Genomic DNA, 17,471 nt, shown 5'->3' with positions numbered 1-17,471 from the left:
TTCTCCATGGGCCCCAGCATTCTCGTTGCGCAGAACCTTAGCAAAGTGGTCCCCAGTGCGGAAGGTGACCTCGCCATCCTGCACGCCCTGTCCCTCGACCTGGCCCAGGGTGACAGCCTGGCCATCGTCGGCGCTTCGGGCTCGGGCAAGTCGACGCTGCTTGGCCTGCTCGCCGGCCTGGACCAACCCAGCGCTGGCAAAGTGATACTTGCCGGGCACGACCTCGGGCCGCTGGATGAAGACCAGCGCGCCCGGGTGCGCGCCGAACACGTCGGCTTCGTGTTCCAGTCATTCCAACTGCTGGACAGCCTCAACGCCCTGGAGAATGTCATGCTGCCGCTGGAGCTTGACGGGCGCAGCGATGCCCGCGAACAAGCGCGCAACTTGCTTGAACGGGTCGGCCTTGGCGCACGCCTCAGCCACACGCCACGCCAGCTGTCCGGGGGCGAGCAACAACGGGTGGCCATCGCCCGCGCCTTCGCCGCGCACCCTGCCGTGTTGTTCGCCGATGAACCCACCGGCAACCTGGACAGCCACACCGGCGAACGTATCAGCGACCTGCTGTTCGAGCTGAACCAGGAGCGTGGCACCACGCTGGTGCTGGTTACCCATGACGAGCGCCTGGCCCGCCGCTGCCGCCGCCAGATCCGGCTGGACGCAGGCCGCCTGGTGGCAGCGGTGGAGGCCTGATGAAACACATGCCGCTGTCCCGCCTGTGCGGCCTGGCCCTGCGCCAGTTGCTCCGCGACCTTCGTGCCAGCGAAGTGCGGGTGTTGTTCTTCGCCCTGCTGGTAGCGGTGGCAGCCAGCACCGCCATCGGCTATTTCGGTGCCCGCCTGAACGGCGCCATGCAACTGCGCGCCAGCGAATTCCTTGGCGCCGACCTGGTGTTGCAAGGCAGCGCCCCGGCCCGAGAACAACAACTTGCGGCCGGCCAGGCACTGGGCTTGCGCCACGCTCAGGTGGTCGAGTTCACCAGTGTGGTCGGCGGCGATAGCGGTATCCAGCTGTCCAGCGTGAAAGCGGCCGACAGCGCCTACCCCCTGCGTGGGCAGCTGCGCAGCGCCGCGGCCCCATATGGTGCTGAACGCCCGGGTGGCGGGCCGGCGCCCGGTGAAGCATGGGTGGAACCGCGCCTGTTGGCGGCCTTGGGGCTGTCGATAGGCGACAGCATCGACGTCGGCATGAAAACCTTGCGCATGAGCCGGGTACTGACCTATGAGCCGGACCGCGCCAACAACTTCTACAGCCTCACGCCGCGGGTGATGATCAACCTCGCCGACCTGCAGGCGACCGGGGTGATCCAGCCCGGCAGCCGGGTTACCTACCGCGACCTGTGGCGTGGCGACAGCGAAGCACTGGCGCAGTACCGCCAGGCAATTGAGAAAGGCCTGGCCGCCAACCAGCGCCTGCGCGATACCCGCGATGGCAACCAGCAGATCGGCGGCGCCCTGGGCAAGGCAGAACGCTACCTGAACATGGCCAGCCTGGTGGCAGTGTTGCTGGCCGGCGTGGCCGTAGCCTTGTCGGCCAGCCGCTACGCTGCACGGCGCCTGGACGCCAGTGCCCTGCTGCGTTGCCTGGGCCTGTCGCGCCGGCAGGCCCTTGGCCTGTACTGCCTGCAACTGGCCATGCTCGGCGTAGTAGCGGCGCTGGCCGGCGCGCTACTGGGCTGGCTTGCCCAGCTGGGCCTGTTCCGCGTACTTCACGGCCTGCTTCCCAGCGTGGTCCCAGCCGGGGGCGTACTACCGGCCCTGGCCGGCATCGCCACAGGGCTGGTAGCACTGGCCGGCTTTGCCTTGCCACCGATCGCGGCGCTGGGCCAGGTGCCGCCATTGCGCGTACTGCGCCGCGACCTGTTGCCGATACCGCCCAGCAGTTGGCTGGTTTACGGTGTAGCCCTGTTCGCGCTAGGCCTGATCATGTGGCGGCTGAGCCTGGACCTGCTGCTGACCTTCGCCCTGCTGGCTGGCGGCCTGGTTGCTGCGCTGTTGCTCGGTGGCCTGCTGCTGCTCGGCTTGCGCAGCCTGCGCCGCTTGCTGGCCGGCGCCCCGCTGACCTGGCGCCTGGGGTTGGGCCAGTTGCTGCGCCACCCCATGGCCGCCGCTGGCCAGGCGTTAGCGTTCGGCCTGATCCTGCTGGCCATGGCCCTGGTCGCCCTGCTGCGGGCAGAATTGCTCGACACCTGGCAGGCCCAGCTACCCAAGGATGCGCCCAACTATTTCGCCCTGAATATCCTGCCAGACGACCGCGAGCCGTTCGCTCAGCACCTGCAGCAGGTCAACGCCGTCGCGGCCCCGCTGTACCCGGTGACACCGGGCCGGCTGGTGCAGATCAACCAACAACCGGTGCAGCAGATCGTCAGCAAGGATTCGGCAGGCGAGCGCGCCGTGCAGCGCGACCTCAGCCTGACCTGGGCCGCCGAACTGCCCGAAGGCAATGCATTGACAGCCGGGAGCTGGTGGCAAGCATTGCCCGGCGAACACGAAATCCCCGGGGTATCGGTGGAGGCAGAGCTGGCCAAGAGCCTGAAGCTTCAGACTGGCGACCTGCTGACGTTCGATATCGGCGGCCAACAGCGCCAAGCCAGGGTCAGCAGCTTGCGCAGTGTGCATTGGGACAGCTTCCAGCCCAACTTCTACATGATCTTCCAACCCGGCACCCTGCAAGGTCTGCCGACCACCTACCTGACCAGCTTCTACCTGGCGCCGGGGCACGACCTGGACGTAGTGACCCTGTCACGTGCGTTCCCGGCAGTGACCATCCTGCAGGTCGATGCCCTGCTCGACCAACTGCGCAGCATCCTCGCCCAGGTGACCCTGGCCGTGGAATATGTGCTGCTGTTCGTGCTGGCGGCAGGGCTGGCGGTACTGTTCGCCGGTTTGCAGGCAACGCTGGATGAGCGCGTTCGCCAAGGCGCCTTGCTGCGTGCACTGGGCGCGCCCAGGCCGCTGCTGGTCAGGGCACGGCGGATCGAGTTCGGCCTGCTCGGGGCAGCCAGCGGGTTGTTGGCGGCCGTGGGTTGCGAACTGATCACCCTGGTGCTTTACCGCTATGCCTTCAACCTGCAGTGGGGGCCGCACCCCTGGTTGCTGTTGCTGCCATTGACAGGGGCTTTGCTGGTAGGCGGCGCGGGGGTGATAGGCACGCGGCGGGCGCTCAATGCCAGCCCTTTGGCGGTACTGCGGGACACTTGAGGCTGCATGTGCCGGCCCGGCGTCCGGGCCGGCACATGCAGCCGCAATTTACTGGCCGTAGCTGATGCTGTTCACATACCACGTGGCTTCACCGGTAGGTGTGTGTACCAGCACCTCGTCACCCTCCTGCTTCTTCAGCAAGGCGCGGGCCATGGGTGAGTCGATCGAGATGTAGTCATTGCGGCCGTAGATTTCGTCATAACCCACGATGCGAAACTTCATGGTCTCGCCGTCGTCGTTCTCGATCTCGACCCAGGCGCCGAAAAACACCTTGCCTTCCTGCTCGGGCGAATAGGCCACCACCTTCACATCCTCAAGACGCTTGCGCAAATACCGCACCCGGCGGTCGATCTCGCGCAGCAGCTTCTTGTTGTACTGGTAGTCGGCATTCTCGCTACGGTCCCCCAGCGACGCCGCCCAGGCGACCTTCTGGGTGATCTCGGGGCGATAGACCCGCCACAGGTGGTCCAGTTCTTTCTTCAGCGCCGCGTGGCCTTCGCTGGTGATGATGTTGGTGCTCAACAAACGCTCCTCAGCGGCGGGTGATCAGGCCCTGGCGCGCGATACGGGTGAGGTGGCCGATGACCTCGGCAGCGTCCTGCGGGCCGGGCGACTGAATGACCGCAAGGTCGAAACGGTCCTGCCCATACTGCGCAAGATTGCAGGCGTCATCGGCGAACTGGATCAGGAATGCGCGTGCGTGGCCCTTGCGCCGGGACAGGCCTTCGAGGTGACGCAAAAGAGTGGGCTGATGCTGGCCGCCGAGCAGGATGCGCGGCGTGCGGGATGCCTGGTGTGCAGGCAGAGGGCTCAAACAGACACTGGTACGTGGGCAACTCATGGTGCTTCTCTCCGCCTCGCGAATCCCGCTGGGCAGCGGTGGGAGGCGTCACCGAACCAGCGCTTTAGCGGTATTTCGGACGAGCCGCACAAGGGGCTTTCCTGCGCCCCGCAAGTAGCTGTTTAAATCGGCGCAGGCGGTATGCTAGAGCGATGAGCTTCAAGTTGCAAGCGACAAGCCGCAAGCAGAAGCAGGCCGAGGAAAGGCCTGCCCTTGCTTGCGGCTTGTCGCTCACAGCTTGCAACGGGTCAGCGGGCGATCAGGCGGTCCAGCGAGAAGCGCCCGGCACCTTCGATCATCACGGCAACGGTACCGGCGAGCAGCGCCAGGGCAAACTCGTAGCCGTTGTTGGACATGAACAAGCCATTGCCAATGTGCACCGAGAAAATCGCCACGATCAGGGTCACGCTCAGTGCCAGTGCCGCCGGGCGCGCCAGCAGCCCCAGCACCAGGGCCAACCCGCCGAAGAACTCGGCACTACCGGACAACAGGGCCATCAGATAACCCGGCGCCAGGCCGATGCTTTCCATCCACTGGCCGGTGCCTTCCAGGCCATAGCCGCCAAACATGCCGAACAGCTTTTGCGCACCGTGCGCCATGAAGATGATGCCGACCAGTATGCGGATAATGCTCAGGCCAGCGCCGGCACGGGTGGAAAACAGGGCATTGAGCGTGTTGTTGTTCATGGCGAAGCGTCCTTGAGGCGATGCAGTTATGTTGAGATGGACGCCATCTTAATCAGTTTCTAAGATATTAAAATCGCAAAAAACCCAGCATAGTTATCTAATAAATCGATACTTCATCGCTTGGCTACACGTTCAAGCGCTGCTCGTTCGCGGTTGAATGCCAGGTAGTACTTGTTGACACTGTTGACGAAGTTCACCGGCCCCATGCCCACCTGCTCCATGGCAATACGCTCGGTCTGGAAGAACCATTGGTTGCCATTGAACCCGCGTCGGCGAGCTTCGGCGCGCATGGCTTGAACGCGTTCGGGGCCAAGGTTGTAGGCAGCAAGCACGAACGCCATGCGCTCGCGCTCGTTGATTTTGGGGCTGGCGAAAAACGTGCGGCGGATCAGCGCCAGGTAGCGCGCGCTGGCCAGCACGTTGCCGTCTACCGTGGCCGTGTTGCTCACCCCCACACGCTGGGCTGCTGCCGGGGTGATCTGCATCAGCCCATGGGCGCCACCGCTGCCGCGTGCGGCCGGGTTCAGTGTCGACTCCTTGAACGCCAGCGCCGCCAGGTTCAGCCAGTCGATCTGTTGCGCCTGCCCATGCTTCTGCAACACGGCCCGCAGCGCTGCCAGACGCCGGCGGTCCTTGCTGGCCAACGGGTTGTGCACCCGATACTGGCGGCGGTAAATCCGCTCGAACGCGGCATCCTGGTTGTCTGGCGCCCGGTAACCCTTGAGGAAGCGATCGACTGCAGCGAGCAGCTGCGGCGCATCACGCCCGACATACCAGCGCATGGCCTGCGGCGGCCCCAGCCGCACACCGCTGTGCAGGCGCAGGCGCGGCATCACCCGCGCCCAACGCCGGGCAATAGGCTGCTCCACCACGGTCAGGTGGTAGATGCCGGCCTGGACCATCTCCAGCACATCTTCCACGGCCAATGTCGAGTCGACCCACTCCACCTTGATCGGCGGTCGCTTGCGCAGGGCCAATTGCTGGTTGGCCTGCTGGATGAATGGGCCCGCCGCGCTGGCACTGGTCAATGCCACGGTTCGCCCCGACAGCTGCTCGAGCTTGCTGAAGCTGCGCTCGCCTTTGCGCCCGACCAGTGTCAGCGGCACCTGATCGAGTAGCGGTGCGCTGCTGCTGACACCGCGCACAGTGCCTGGGTCCAGCAGCTCGCCCGGTGCAGCAAGGTCGCCCTCGCCACGCGCCAGGGCGCCGAGCAATTGCTCCTTGGCCCGCGGTATGAGCTGCAGCTCGATCTGTTGATCGTCGTCGCTGCGCGCGTTGAGGAAGTGTTCCAGGGCCCGCAGGCGGTAATACTCGATGCCGACCGGTTCGCCCTTGACCTCGCCCGAGCTATTGCGGCTTTGGTTGACCAGCACCCGCAGCACCTTGCCGCTGCGGATCTGCTGCAAGTCGCGAACCTTGGCAGGCGCAGGGTTGTGTTGCGGCCCTTGGGTTTGCGCAAGGGCCGCCCCGGACAAGACCAGCCCGAGCGCCAACAGGAAGGTGAGCCAGAATCGCATGCGCAAAAAGATCCATTCGGGGGCGGCATACAGGGTCGCACGCCAAGTGATAAATGACGGCAAAAGACCCCGGCCACAGCATGAAGTTCTTGGTTTTGTTCAGAAAAACCCGGTTTTTGCTATGCTGGCCGCTCCGCGGCACGAGATACCACCATGCAACTGATCGATATCGGCGTCAACCTGACCAACAGCAGCTTCCACGACCAGCAGGCGGCCGTCGTCGAGCGCGCCATCGAAGCCGGGGTGACCCAGATGGTGCTGACGGGCACCAGCCTGGCAGTCAGCGAACAGGCACTGGAGTTGTGCCAGCAACTCGACGCCAGTGGCGCGCATCTGTTTGCCACTGCCGGCGTGCACCCCCACGATGCCAAGGCATGGGAGGCCGGTAGCGAAGGCCGGCTGCGCCAACTGCTAAGCGAGGCACGGGTACGTGCTGTGGGCGAATGCGGCCTGGACTTCAACCGTGATTTCTCCCCTCGCCCCCTGCAAGAAAAAGCCCTGGAAGCCCAGTTGGCGCTGGCCGTTGAGCTACGCCTGCCGGTGTTCCTGCATGAGCGCGATGCCAGCGAGCGCTTGCTGGCCATTCTCAAGGATTACCGCGACCACCTGAGCGCGGCGGTCGTGCATTGTTTCACTGGGGAGCGTGAGGCGCTGTTCGCCTACCTCGACATGGACCTGCACATCGGTATCACCGGCTGGATCTGCGACGAGCGCCGGGGGACGCACCTGCACGCGCTGGTGGGCAACATTGCCGAAGGCCGGCTGATGCTGGAAAGCGACGCCCCCTATCTGCTGCCCCGCACCCTGCGCCCCAAACCCAAGAACGGCCGCAATGAGCCGGCCTTCTTGCCGCAAGTACTGCATGAAGTGGCCTTGCACCGGGGTGAAACGGTCGAACACACGGCAGCGCACACCACGGCCACGGCACGGGCGTTCTTCCAGATCTGAGCTGACGGGGCCGGTTGAGGCAGGAGAACAACACCATTGTTTTTTCTTGATACACATCAACAACGGCTCTGGCATGAGCTGGCACAATGATGGCACCTTGCCAATATTGTTTCCGCTCAACTCAGAGAAGACCTGCCCATGGGTGCCTGGCTTAGCAATGTTTCCTTGAAGTACAAATTCTGGGCCGTCAACGCGGTGGCCTTTGTCACGACCTTGCTGCTGGTGTTGTATGCCGTGCACCTGGAGCAACGCGCCCGCGCCGAGGTGGCCCAGGTACAGGCGGTGCAGCAAGCCGAGCTGCTGGCTGCCTGGCCTAGCCAGCAGCCAATACCGCGCCAGGCCAATGTGATCAGCTGGTCAGCCGGGCAAACGCCCACCTTTGCCGGTGAACCGCTCGAGCCCCTGCGCGACGGCCAGGGCTGGGTGGACCTGCCAAGTGCCTGGGTGCTGGGCGACAACCCGCTGCGCGGCGCACAGGTCGTGCACAGCGGCAATCAGTACATGGCGGTAGTGGCCCCGTCGCCCAGCCTGCGCCAGGTGTTCTTCGAACGCTTCAGCAATTACGCGGTGTGTGTCCTGATTCTGATGCTGGCCATGCTCGCTGCCTCGCAACTGCTCATCCGTTTTCTGCTCAGCCAGCTCAATACCCTCAAGGATGTGATGCTGCACGTGGAAAAAACCGGCGACCTGGCAGCCCGTGTGCCACTGGCCTGTGGTGATGAGGTCGGCCAGATGGCCGGTGCCTTCAATGCCATGCAGGCCACTTACCACCGCGTCGTCAGCACCGTCGCCCACACTGCCGCGCAGCTGGACTCGGGCGCTGCGCGCCTGGCCGCCAGCATGAACGATGTGCGCCACGGCATGCTTGGCCAGCAAAGCGAGACCGACCAGGCGGCCACCGCCATCAACCAAATGTCGGCAACCGTGCACCACATCGCCCAGCATGCCGGCGCTACCCGTGACCTGTCCCAAACCGCCGACACCTTGGCCGGCAGCGGCAAAGAGGTGGTAAGCCGGGTCCAGGATTCGATTTCCGGGCTGTCCAGCGGTGTTCAGCAAACCGCCGAGATGATTCGCCAGTTGGCCGATGACAGCCAGAAAATCAACGGGGTCGTCAATGTGATTCACAGCATCGCCGAACAAACCAACCTGCTTGCGCTCAACGCCGCCATCGAAGCCGCACGCGCCGGCGACCTGGGCCGCGGGTTCGCCGTGGTCGCCGATGAGGTGCGCAACCTGGCCAAGCGCGTGCAAACCTCCACTGACGAAATCACCACAATGGTCTCGGCACTGCAGTCGGGTACCCGCGATGCGGTGGAGTTCATGCAGGAAAGCTCGTACAAGGCCGATGATTGCGTGCGCCAGGCTCAGGAAGCCGGTGAAGCCCTGGCCGAGATCACCGGTGCCGTGGCGCAGATGCGCGAGAGCAACACGCAGATTGCCGTGGCAGCCGAGCAACAAAGCCAGGTGGCCGAGGAAATGAACCGCGCGGTGGTGAGCATTCGTGATGTCACCGAGCAGACCGTGCAACAGACGGTGGGCTCGGCCACCACCAGTAGCGAGCTGGCGACCTTGGCTGGGGCGCTCAACAAGGCCATCGGCCAGCTCAAGCTATAGCCGCCATAGCCAGCCTCGATTGGCCCCCCTGCGCGGGCAGCACTAAGCTTTGGGCATTGGATGAGGAAATGCCCATGAGTAAACGTCTGCCCAACCTGCCCGCCTGGCAATGGCGCGGCTACCACCATAACCACCGTCACCCGACAAACCTGGTGCTGCACCTGATTGCCGTCCCGTTGTTCATCCTGGGCGCGCTGCTGGTACTGTCGGGCCTGTTCGGGCTCGACCTGAGCCAGATCGCGGTGGGTATCATTGCCTTGATTGCCGGCTTGGGCCTGCAGCGCCAGGGGCACCGCCTGGAAGCCCAGCAACCTGAGCCGTTCGCTAACCGCCAGGATGCCGTGCAGCGCCTGTTGACGGAGCAGTTCATCACCTTCCCGCGTTTTGTTTTCAGTGGCGCCTGGCTGAAAGCATGGCGGGAGCGCCACAAACACCGGCGCTGAGCCGATGGCCCTGTGCCGGCCTGTCAGGCGAACACGGTGACAGTCTGCCGGCTCAGCGCCAGCAATTGACCTTGAGCGGTCCACAGTGCTGCTGCCGCATGGCCATAGCCATCCCGGGCGTATTCGGTTTCAACGCAATAGCGGCACCAGTCCTGGGTAGACACCGTGATCACAGGCTGAATGAACTCGATCGTCCAGGTCAGCGTGCTGCCAGCTGCGGGTTGCTTCAGGAACGGCATCAGGCTCGGCGGCCACGCATCGACCAAGGCAAGCAGGTGCGCCTCGTTGGCGCGTTCGTCGGCGACATCGCGCAAGCGCACCCAACCGCCCATCTTCCTCGACTGATTACCACTGAACGGCAGCCCGCCCACGGCCCAGCGCAAGGCCACATGGCGCATGAATTCCGGCGTGACCCCCTTGATATAGGGCAGCTCCGGAGCCGCCTCTTCGAGCGCCTTCATTTCCGTAGCCGGTAACGCCGGTACCTGCACGACCGAAGGCCGCCCTGCCCCGAAGCTGCCTTGCACCAGCGTCACCACCTGGCCCTCCTGTACCGCGCGGCCAAGCAAGGTGCTGACCGCCTTGCCCTCGCGCAGCACCTCCACCTCGAAGCGGATAGGTACGTCTGCCGCTGCAGGGGCCACGAAGGTGATGGCCAGAGAGCGCGCTGGGCGGCTGTCACACAGCTTGAGGCGCATCGCCTCGTAAACAAGGGCCGCCATGAGGCCGCCAAATGCCGCTCGGCCTTGCGCCCAGGTCGGCGGAATGCTGACTGCGTCGGGGTTGGCCCGCACGGCGTCGAGCAGTTGATTGAAATTCATGGACCGGCTCCTGCGTGCAGCGAAAAGGGTGTGCCCATCCTAGCCAGCTAACGCGGGACGAACAGCCCTCATTTCGGTCATTTCCCGGGCTGGCGACGTGCAATGGCCTTGGCCAGCGCGGCCAAGGTCACATCGGCGCTTTGCTCGGCCTCCTGCAGCTGCTGCTGCCAAACGGCTTGGCAAGGTGCCAGGTCGGCGTGGTCGCGCGCCTGTAGCAGCCACTGCAAGCGATCGTGCCAGTCGCCCAGGTCGGCCTGGGCTTTTTTCAGCAGACGCTGCAGTTTCCGGCCGGCATGCTGGAATTGCGGGTAGGCCTCGTCGCCATAGCGCGCACGCTTGATCAACAAACGTAGCCGGTGACGGTCGTGGTTGGGGTCCTGCAAGGCGTGGTGCAGTTTGTGCCACTGCTTGACCAAGCGCTTGTCGACGCGTTTGCCCAATGCCTTGGCCAAGCCTTCGCGGCCCGCTGCGCGCAGGAACAGTGGAAAGGCATCTGCAATCGCCAGCACCCGGGCCAGCTGCTGGCTGCGGGCAACGCTGGCGTACGCACTGCCGCGGCCTTGCATGCGGCGTTGCCCAGCTTCGGTGTAACCGCTAGCGATCAGTTGCGCAGCCAGCACTTCCTGGTCACGCAAGGGCGTGGTCAGGGCCCCCAGCGCGCTTGCAGCGGCCTCCAGCTGCTCCACCCCTGGCAGCCCCCTCAGTGGCCGCAGCAGGCTGCGCAGCCGCCGTACGGCAATACGCAGGTCATGCAGGGCCTCGCTGTCGGTATCGGCAGCCAGGCGTTCGCGACACGCCAGCAGGCGCACCTGCAAGGCCAGTATCTGGGCAACGACAGCGTCGAGCATGGCAGACATGGGACGCTCCTCGATCAACGCCCGGCGCGGGACTCACGAATGTAGAAGCGCGCCTTCTCGGCTTTGCGCGTGCAGCTTTCATAACCTTCGAACTGCTGCTGGGTTTTAGCACCGGTGAGCAACGACAAAGCCTTGGAATAACTCACGGCACCGGCAAAGCCTTCGGCCTTGGCCAGGTCAAGCTCCTTCCAGGCGGCATCCAGCTGGGTCGCACAACTTTCTCGGTAGGCCGTCTTGCCTGCGCAGCCGGCAAGGGCCAGAGCAATCAGGGGAAGGCAGATCCAGGCTTTCATCGGTGATACCTCAAGGAAAAAAACGGTGGCATTTCGACGCCCCGGCAGTTCAAAAGTGCCCTGCCCGGCCGGCTTTGCCAAAGCGGTTTTACTACAGTAGCTGCACACAATCTACATTGAAGCAGAGGCAACGATGGGTGCATTGTAGAGGCATGATGGCACTGGCCGGGGAAAGTTGATGAGTAAACGCGTGGCACTGGTACTGGGTTCGGGCGGGGCTCGAGGTTATGCGCACATAGGCGTGATCGAGGAAATCGAGCGCCGGGGTTACGATATCGCCTGCATCGCTGGCTGCTCCATGGGTGCAGTCATCGGTGGCATCTATGCCGCCGGCAAGCTGGACGAGTACCGCAACTGGATCGAGAGCCTTGATTATCTGGATGTGCTGCGCCTGGTGGATGTCAGCTTTCGCCTGGGCGCCATTCGCGGTGACAAGGTATTCGGGCAGATCCGCAAGATCGTCGGCGAGATCAATATCGAGCAACTGCGCATCCCCTACACGGCGGTTGCCGCCGACCTGACCAACCAGCAGGAGATATGGTTTCAGGAGGGCTGCCTGCACCAGGCCATGCGCGCCTCGGCGGCCATCCCCAGCCTGTTTACACCGGTAATGCAGGGCAACCGCATGCTGGTTGATGGCGGTATCCTGAACCCGCTGCCGATCGTGCCGGTGGTGTCCAGCCATTGCGACCTGATCATCGCGGTCAACCTCAACGCCACCAACCAGAAGCAGTACCAGCTGCCCGTGATCGAGCGCCCGGCAGCGTTCAAGATGCGCTTCGATGCCTTGCTCAGTTCATTGGGCGCACACCTGCCGTTCCGGCGCAAACCGGCCGAAGAATTGATCCGCATCGAACAGGAAATCGTCGCTGAAGGGCTGGCACAGCCCAACCCATGGCAAAGCGAAGCCGCCAGCCCGGGCACACAGCAGCCGGCGGCTGCGCCAGAGCGCGAAGGCGCGCCGAAGTCGGCTACCGGTTCGTTCATCATCGACAACGTGGGCCCAGCCTCCCTGCTGGACTTGATCAACCAGAGTTTCGAGGTCATGCAGACCTCATTGGCACAGTACAAGATCGCCGGCTATCCGCCGGATGTGCTGATCAACGTGCCGAAACGGGTATGCCGGTTCTTCGAATTCTACAAGGCGCCCGAGCTGATTGCCCTGGGGCGCGAGATCGCGCGGGACACGCTGGATAATCATGAAGGGGTGAAGCGCTAGGCCGGAGCAGGCAGCAGAAACAGAACGGGCCGCTCTTTAGGCGGCCCGTTCGTCATGCAGCGATCACGTCAGTAACGGGTGATGTCGGCATTGGCTTCCAGCTGCTTGCGGTAGGCCGCGAAGTCTTGCTGGCCGGCACGCGAGGCAAGGTAGCGGCGAATCTGCTGCTTCTCTTCGTCGGTGGCGGTAGTGCCTTCGTTGACGCCCTTGAGCTGCAGCACCACCAGGCTACCGTCACGCAGCACGACGCTGCCATACACCGGCTTGTCCTTGGCTTGCGGTTTCGCCAGGCGGAACAGCGCCTGCAGCTCCTCAGGATCGATGCCTTCCTCACCGCGGGTCACGGCTTCGTGGGTTTTCCAGCCCTGGCCCTCATGCACACTGCCAGCAGCAATGGAACCGTCGCGCAGGCCGGCGATCAGCTTGTCCGCCTTGGCCTTGAGTTCGGCCGTGGCCTTCTCCTTGGCCAGGTGCTGGCGGATATTCTGGGCCACTGCCTCCAGCGGCAGTTGCTCAGGCTTGCGGTGCTCCTTGACGCGCAATACCACGGTGGTTTCCGGGTCGAGCTCGATGGCGGTACTGTTGGCCCCCTCGTCGAGTACTTCTTCGGAAAACGCAGCCTGCACCACCGAACGGTTGGCAGTAATGCCTTCGCCGCCTTCGCGACCGAATGGTGCAGAGGTGTGGACCTTGAGGTTCAGGTCCTGGGCCGGCTGGGCCAGGTCGGAAGCCTCATAGGCAGCATCCTGCAGCTGCTTGCTGGCATCCACGTAACGCTGCTCGACCAGCGGGGTCTTCAGGTCACGGGTAAGCTTGTCCTTCAGGCTGGCGAAGGTCGGCACCTCTGGCGCCTGTACGCCCAACAGCTTGATCAGGTGGTAACCGAACTGGGTACGCACCGGCGCCGATACCTGGCCATCCTGCAGCTTGTACAGCGCCTCTTCGAAGGCCGGGTCATACACACCCGGGCCGGCGAAACCAAGGTCACCACCGTTGCCGGCCGAACCCGGGTCCTGGGAGAACTCCTTGGCCAGGGTGGCAAAGTTCTCACCCTTGGCCAGGCGCTGCTCGATCTCTTCAGCACGGGCCTTGGCCTGTGCATCGCTGACCTTGTCGTTCACTTCGATCAGGATGTGCGCCGCGTGGCGTTGCTCGGCGAGGTTGGCGATTTCTTTCTCGTACTGGGCCTTGAGCTCTTCGTCGGTCACCTTGACCTGGTCGAAGTAGGCAGACTTTTTCAGCTCGATGTAGTCGATCACCACCTGGTCAGGCGACATGAACTCCTTGGCGTGCTGGTCGTAGTGCGCCTTGACCTCGGCGTCGCTGACCTTGACCGCGGCCGGGTCGGCCTTGAAGGTCAGGGAGGCGAAGTCGCGGGTCTGCTTCTCGAGGCGGGCGAAGGCATCGACTTGCTGGTCGGTGACGAAGCTGCTGCCGGCCAGGCCGGTGCGCAACTGGCCGATGAGCATTTCCTCGGCCAGCATGTCGCGGAACTGCATGCGGCCATAACCCATCTGGCGAATGACCTGGTCGAAGCGATCGGCGCTGAATTTACCGTCTACCTGGAACTCCGGCGTTTGCAGGATCACCTGATCCAGCGCGGCATCGGAGAAGGCGAACTTGGCGTCTTCAGCCCCCTGCAGCAAGAGCTTGCGGCTGATCAGGCCCTTGAGGGCCTCTTCACGCAGCAGTTTTTCATCCAGCAGCGCTGGGTCGAAGTCCTTGCCCAACTGTTGCATCAGCTGGCGGCGCTGCATGTCGGCCGCCTGGCTCAGCTCGTTCTGGCTGATGGTCTGGCCGTTTACCTTGGCGGCGTCCTGGCTATGTGTGGCGGCCTGAAAAATGGCTTCGAAACCGGTCAACGCCATCAATACGACGATTAGGCCGATGATGGACTTGGCAATCCAACCTTGTGAATTGTCCCTGATATTTTGCAGCATGCGTCCCCCAGAAACGGCTGTACCACTGCGTCGACAACCGCGGAGCGTGGGTAGAATCCTGATAAAAGAAAGGCGCATCCGAGGATGCGCCTTTGCTTAGCAAACGTGTCAGGCGGGAACGTTTGCGCCCCGCCATCAGCGTGCTCGGACCAGGCCTGGCCGGGTCCGGCTGAAGACGACTTAGTTGACGGCGTCTTTCAGGCCTTTGCCTGCCTTGAAACCTGGAACCTTGGCGGCTGCAATCTTGATCGCCTTGCCGGTTTGTGGGTTACGGCCAGTGCGCTCGGCGCGCTCTTTGACCGAGAAGGTTCCGAAGCCAACCAGAACGACGTCGTCGCCTGCTTTCAGGGCACCGGTTACGGAGTCGATCACAGCGTCCAGAGCCTTACCTGCAGCAGCTTTGGAAATGTCAGCCGATACGGCGATAGCGTCAATCAGTTCCGACTTGTTCACTCTAAGTCCCCTTATTTCTCTATTGAGTTTGTTTCTAAGTATGTAATGGAAAGCTTACGAAACGTACGTTGGGAGGCTTGTTGACAATAACGAGCCGCTTTATAGCAAGGCCTCGAAAAAACTGTCAAGGAAAGCCTCCCAGACAAAAACCACTAATGCGTGCTGATTCTTTCCTTGGCATCGCTGTCGCGCTTCTCTTCTTTCGCGACGATCTCAGGAGCCACATCTGGCAAGGGCTCCGGGGCGTATTGCAGCGCAATTTGCAGGACTTCGTCAATCCATTTGACGGGTTTGATCTGCAGATCCTGTTTGATATTTTCCGGAATTTCCTTCAGATCGCGAACGTTCTCCTCCGGAATGATGACCGTCTTGATACCGCCCCGATGTGCTGCCAGCAGTTTTTCCTTCAACCCGCCAATTGCCAGCACCTGGCCGCGCAAGGTGATTTCACCCGTCATGGCGACATCAGCGCGCACCGGAATCTGCGTAAGGGCCGAGACCAACGCGGTGCACATGCCGATACCGGCACTCGGGCCGTCTTTCGGTGTGGCCCCTTCGGGCATGTGGATGTGCACGTCGTGCTTCTCGTGGAAGCCGGCGGCTATACCCAGGCTGTGGGCGCGGCTGCGCACCACGGTTTGCGCGGCAGTGATCGATTCGACCATGACATCGCCCAGCGAGCCCGTCTTGATCAGTTGGCCCTTGCCCGGGATAACCACGGCTTCGATGGTCAGCAACTCGCCACCCACCTGGGTCCAGGCCAGGCCGGTAACCTGGCCGATCTGGTCTTGCTGCTCGGCCAGGCCGTAGCGGAACTTGCGCACGCCCAGCAGGTGCTCCAGCTGTTCGCTGGCCACCTTGACCTTGACCTGCTTCTGCCCGGTATGTTCCTTGACCACTTTACGGCAAACCTTGGCGATCTGCCGCTCCAGGCCACGCACACCGGCCTCACGGGTGTAGAAGCGGATGATGTCGCGAATCGCCGAGACATCGACCTCCAACTCGTCTTTCTTCAAGCCGTTGGCCTTGACCTGCTTGGGCACCAGGTACTTGATGGCGATGTTGATCTTCTCGTCCTCGGTGTACCCCGGCAGGCGGATGATTTCCATGCGATCCAGCAGCGCCGGTGGAATGTTCATAGAGTTCGAGGTGCACAGGAACATGACGTCCGAGAGGTCGTAGTCGACCTCCAGGTAGTGGTCATTGAAGTTGTGGTTCTGCTCCGGGTCGAGCACTTCGAGCAACGCCGAGGCAGGGTCGCCACGCATGTCGCTGCCCATCTTGTCGATTTCATCGAGCAGGAACAGCGGGTTGCGTACACCCACCTTGGTCATCTTCTGGATCAGGCGGCCCGGCATCGAACCGATGTAGGTACGACGGTGACCACGGATCTCGGCTTCGTCACGCACCCCGCCCAGTGCCATGCGCACGAACTTGCGGTTGGTGGCGGTGGCGATCGATTCGGCGAGCGAAGTCTTGCCGACGCCGGGTGGACCTACCAGGCACAGCACAGGACCACGGATTTTCTTCACCCGTTTCTGTACGGCGAGGTACTCGAGGATGCGCTCCTTGACCTCTTCCAGGCCATAATGGTCGGCATCAAGGATTTCCTCGGCCTTGGCCAGGTCCAGGCGGACTTTGCTCTGGGCCTTCCACGGCACCTGCACCAGCCAGTCGAGGTACGAGCGCACCACGGTGGCTTCGGCCGACATGGGCGACATCTGCTTGAGCTTGTTGAGCTCAGCCTGGGCCTTGGTCAAGGCATCCTTGGGCAGGCCGGCAGCTTCGATGCGCTTTTTCAGCTCTTCGACTTCGTTGTGGCCTTCGTCACCATCGCCGAGCTCTTTCTGAATGGCCTTCATCTGCTCATTCAGGTAGTACTCGCGCTGGCTGCGCTCCATCTGCTTCTTGACCCGACCGCGAATGCGCTTTTCCACCTGCAACAGGTCGATTTCGGCATCCAGCAGTGCCAGCACGTGCTCCACGCGGGCGGTGAGGTCGACAATTTCGAGGATTTCCTGCTTCTGCTCGATCTTCAGGGCCATGTGCGCAGCCATGGTATCGACCAGCCGCCCTGGCTCTTCGATGCTGTTCAGCGACGACAGCACTTCGGCAGGGACTTTTTTACCCAGCTGCACATACTGCTCGAACTGCGACAGTAGCGTGCGCACGAAAACTTCCGACTCGCGCTCGGCGGAGTCGGTTTCGTCGATCAGCGAAACTTCGGCACGGATGTGCCCTTCCACTTCGGTGAAGCGCTCGACGGCGCCACGCTGTTCGCCTTCGACCAGCACCTTGACGGTGCCATCAGGCAGCTTCAACAGTTGCAGCACGGTGGCAACAGTACCGACACGGTACAAGGCGTCTTCGCCAGGATCATCATCGGCTGGGTTTTTCTGGGCCAGCAGGAGGATCTGCTTTTCGCCCGTCATCGCAGCCTCCAGGGCTTCGATGGACTTTTCACGCCCCACAAACAGCGGGATAACCATGTGCGGGTATACAACGACATCGCGCAATGGCAAAAGAGGCAAGTCGAGGGTGGTCTTCATGATTTCGCCTCTACAGCGGCCTTGTGGCCGGAAACCGGTGGAAATGATGCTTGGACCTAATGTGGGGGCAGGCTTGGGAAATTACAAGCA

General features: G+C 62.9%; 16 protein-coding genes. 6 read left to right on the top strand and 10 right to left on the bottom strand.

What is annotated here, in order from left to right:
- Window positions 1-6 precede the first annotated feature (6 nt).
- Both DMX12_RS23725 and DMX12_RS23720 read left to right on the top strand, forming a co-directional pair.
- Window positions 7-690: an ABC transporter ATP-binding protein gene (locus DMX12_RS23725; RefSeq protein WP_054905364.1), complete on the top strand. Its 684-nt coding sequence runs from the start codon at window positions 7-9 to the stop codon at window positions 688-690.
- Window positions 690-3,197, top strand: a complete 2,508-nt coding sequence (locus DMX12_RS23720) for an ABC transporter permease (RefSeq protein WP_110679595.1) — start codon at window positions 690-692, stop codon at window positions 3,195-3,197. The genes DMX12_RS23725 and DMX12_RS23720 overlap by 1 nt, the downstream gene beginning before the upstream one ends.
- A 48-nt stretch (window positions 3,198-3,245) precedes the next feature.
- Here DMX12_RS23720 and greB read toward each other — a convergent pair whose 3' ends face one another.
- The 4 genes from greB to DMX12_RS23700 all read right to left on the bottom strand — a co-directional run bounded on the left by greB (window position 3,246) and on the right by DMX12_RS23700 (window position 6,241).
- Window positions 3,246-3,719 (bottom strand): transcription elongation factor GreB, encoded by a 474-nt coding sequence (gene greB / locus DMX12_RS23715; RefSeq protein WP_009683840.1) that lies wholly within the window; start codon window positions 3,717-3,719, stop codon window positions 3,246-3,248.
- Window positions 3,720-3,729: 10 nt separating this feature from the next.
- On the bottom strand, window positions 3,730-4,038 hold the full coding sequence (locus tag DMX12_RS23710) for a hypothetical protein (RefSeq protein ID WP_029884952.1): 309 nt from the start codon (window positions 4,036-4,038) through the stop codon (window positions 3,730-3,732).
- A 248-nt stretch (window positions 4,039-4,286) separates the two neighbouring features.
- The gene (locus DMX12_RS23705) at window positions 4,287-4,724 is read right to left on the bottom strand and encodes a DoxX family protein (protein ID WP_009683838.1); all 438 of its coding nucleotides are present in this window, start codon (window positions 4,722-4,724) and stop codon (window positions 4,287-4,289) included.
- Window positions 4,725-4,837: 113 nt separating this feature from the next.
- Entirely contained in the window at window positions 4,838-6,241 is a 1,404-nt protein-coding gene (locus tag DMX12_RS23700) for a transglycosylase SLT domain-containing protein (protein ID WP_110679594.1), read from the bottom strand.
- 153 nt (window positions 6,242-6,394) lie between these two features.
- On the opposite strand from DMX12_RS23700, the gene DMX12_RS23695 reads away from it, so the two are divergent.
- The 3 genes from DMX12_RS23695 to DMX12_RS23685 all read left to right on the top strand — a co-directional run bounded on the left by DMX12_RS23695 (window position 6,395) and on the right by DMX12_RS23685 (window position 9,249).
- The gene (locus DMX12_RS23695) at window positions 6,395-7,189 is read left to right on the top strand and encodes a TatD family hydrolase (RefSeq protein WP_110679593.1); all 795 of its coding nucleotides are present in this window, start codon (window positions 6,395-6,397) and stop codon (window positions 7,187-7,189) included.
- 138 nt (window positions 7,190-7,327) lie between these two features.
- On the top strand, window positions 7,328-8,806 hold the full coding sequence (locus DMX12_RS23690) for a methyl-accepting chemotaxis protein (protein ID WP_110679592.1): 1,479 nt from the start codon (window positions 7,328-7,330) through the stop codon (window positions 8,804-8,806).
- 74 nt (window positions 8,807-8,880) lie between these two features.
- Complete coding sequence (locus tag DMX12_RS23685) at window positions 8,881-9,249, top strand: Mpo1-like protein (RefSeq protein ID WP_009683834.1); 369 nt, start codon at window positions 8,881-8,883, stop codon at window positions 9,247-9,249.
- 23 nt (window positions 9,250-9,272) lie between these two features.
- Here DMX12_RS23685 and DMX12_RS23680 read toward each other — a convergent pair whose 3' ends face one another.
- The 3 genes from DMX12_RS23680 to DMX12_RS23670 form a co-directional block, all read right to left on the bottom strand.
- Window positions 9,273-10,070, bottom strand: a complete 798-nt coding sequence (locus DMX12_RS23680) for an acyl-CoA thioesterase II (protein ID WP_110679591.1) — start codon at window positions 10,068-10,070, stop codon at window positions 9,273-9,275.
- Between the two features lie 77 nt (window positions 10,071-10,147).
- Window positions 10,148-10,927 carry a CHAD domain-containing protein gene (locus DMX12_RS23675; RefSeq protein ID WP_110679590.1) on the bottom strand — a complete coding sequence of 260 codons (780 nt, stop codon included), beginning with the start codon at window positions 10,925-10,927 and terminating at the stop codon, window positions 10,148-10,150.
- 14 nt (window positions 10,928-10,941) lie between these two features.
- On the bottom strand, window positions 10,942-11,220 hold the full coding sequence (locus DMX12_RS23670; RefSeq protein WP_003259403.1) for a hypothetical protein: 279 nt from the start codon (window positions 11,218-11,220) through the stop codon (window positions 10,942-10,944).
- A 178-nt stretch (window positions 11,221-11,398) separates the two neighbouring features.
- Here DMX12_RS23670 and DMX12_RS23665 point away from each other — a divergent pair, with 178 nt between their 5' ends.
- On the top strand, window positions 11,399-12,439 hold the full coding sequence (locus tag DMX12_RS23665; protein WP_054905356.1) for a patatin-like phospholipase family protein: 1,041 nt from the start codon (window positions 11,399-11,401) through the stop codon (window positions 12,437-12,439).
- A 68-nt stretch (window positions 12,440-12,507) separates the two neighbouring features.
- On the opposite strand, the gene DMX12_RS23660 is transcribed toward DMX12_RS23665, so the two are convergent.
- The 3 genes from DMX12_RS23660 to lon all read right to left on the bottom strand — a co-directional run bounded on the left by DMX12_RS23660 (window position 12,508) and on the right by lon (window position 17,381).
- Window positions 12,508-14,379, bottom strand: a complete 1,872-nt coding sequence (locus DMX12_RS23660) for a SurA N-terminal domain-containing protein (RefSeq protein WP_110679589.1) — start codon at window positions 14,377-14,379, stop codon at window positions 12,508-12,510.
- 180 nt (window positions 14,380-14,559) lie between these two features.
- On the bottom strand, window positions 14,560-14,832 hold the full coding sequence (gene hupB / locus DMX12_RS23655; protein WP_054883552.1) for a nucleoid-associated protein HU-beta: 273 nt from the start codon (window positions 14,830-14,832) through the stop codon (window positions 14,560-14,562).
- Window positions 14,833-14,984: 152 nt separating this feature from the next.
- A complete protein-coding gene (gene lon / locus DMX12_RS23650; RefSeq protein WP_009683827.1) occupies window positions 14,985-17,381 on the bottom strand; it encodes an endopeptidase La in 2,397 nt (798 codons plus the stop codon).
- Window positions 17,382-17,471: the final 90 nt, after the last annotated feature.

Source organism: Pseudomonas sp. MB-090624, from assembly GCF_003205245.1.
GTDB classification, from domain to species: Bacteria; Pseudomonadota; Gammaproteobacteria; order Pseudomonadales; family Pseudomonadaceae; genus Aquipseudomonas; species Aquipseudomonas juntendi.
This window is presented reverse-complemented; position numbering and strand designations above follow the sequence as displayed.

Excerpts from the sequence above, each read along its gene's own strand:
- DMX12_RS23660 (WP_110679589.1), bottom strand. The coding sequence starts at position 14,379 with ATGCTGCAAAATATCAGGGACAATTCACAAGGTTGGATTGCCAAGTCC.
- DMX12_RS23685 (WP_009683834.1), top strand. The coding sequence starts at position 8,881 with ATGAGTAAACGTCTGCCCAACCTGCCCGCCTGGCAATGGCGCGGCTAC.
- DMX12_RS23720 (WP_110679595.1), top strand. The coding sequence starts at position 690 with ATGAAACACATGCCGCTGTCCCGCCTGTGCGGCCTGGCCCTGCGCCAG.
- DMX12_RS23670 (WP_003259403.1), bottom strand. The coding sequence starts at position 11,220 with ATGAAAGCCTGGATCTGCCTTCCCCTGATTGCTCTGGCCCTTGCCGGC.
- DMX12_RS23705 (WP_009683838.1), bottom strand. The coding sequence starts at position 4,724 with ATGAACAACAACACGCTCAATGCCCTGTTTTCCACCCGTGCCGGCGCT.
- DMX12_RS23665 (WP_054905356.1), top strand. The coding sequence starts at position 11,399 with ATGAGTAAACGCGTGGCACTGGTACTGGGTTCGGGCGGGGCTCGAGGT.
- DMX12_RS23700 (WP_110679594.1), bottom strand. The coding sequence starts at position 6,241 with ATGCGATTCTGGCTCACCTTCCTGTTGGCGCTCGGGCTGGTCTTGTCC.
- DMX12_RS23695 (WP_110679593.1), top strand. The coding sequence starts at position 6,395 with ATGCAACTGATCGATATCGGCGTCAACCTGACCAACAGCAGCTTCCAC.
- DMX12_RS23675 (WP_110679590.1), bottom strand. The coding sequence starts at position 10,927 with ATGTCTGCCATGCTCGACGCTGTCGTTGCCCAGATACTGGCCTTGCAG.
- DMX12_RS23690 (WP_110679592.1), top strand. The coding sequence starts at position 7,328 with ATGGGTGCCTGGCTTAGCAATGTTTCCTTGAAGTACAAATTCTGGGCC.
- DMX12_RS23710 (WP_029884952.1), bottom strand. The coding sequence starts at position 4,038 with ATGAGTTGCCCACGTACCAGTGTCTGTTTGAGCCCTCTGCCTGCACAC.
- DMX12_RS23680 (WP_110679591.1), bottom strand. The coding sequence starts at position 10,070 with ATGAATTTCAATCAACTGCTCGACGCCGTGCGGGCCAACCCCGACGCA.
- lon (WP_009683827.1), bottom strand. The coding sequence starts at position 17,381 with ATGAAGACCACCCTCGACTTGCCTCTTTTGCCATTGCGCGATGTCGTT.
- DMX12_RS23725 (WP_054905364.1), top strand. The coding sequence starts at position 7 with ATGGGCCCCAGCATTCTCGTTGCGCAGAACCTTAGCAAAGTGGTCCCC.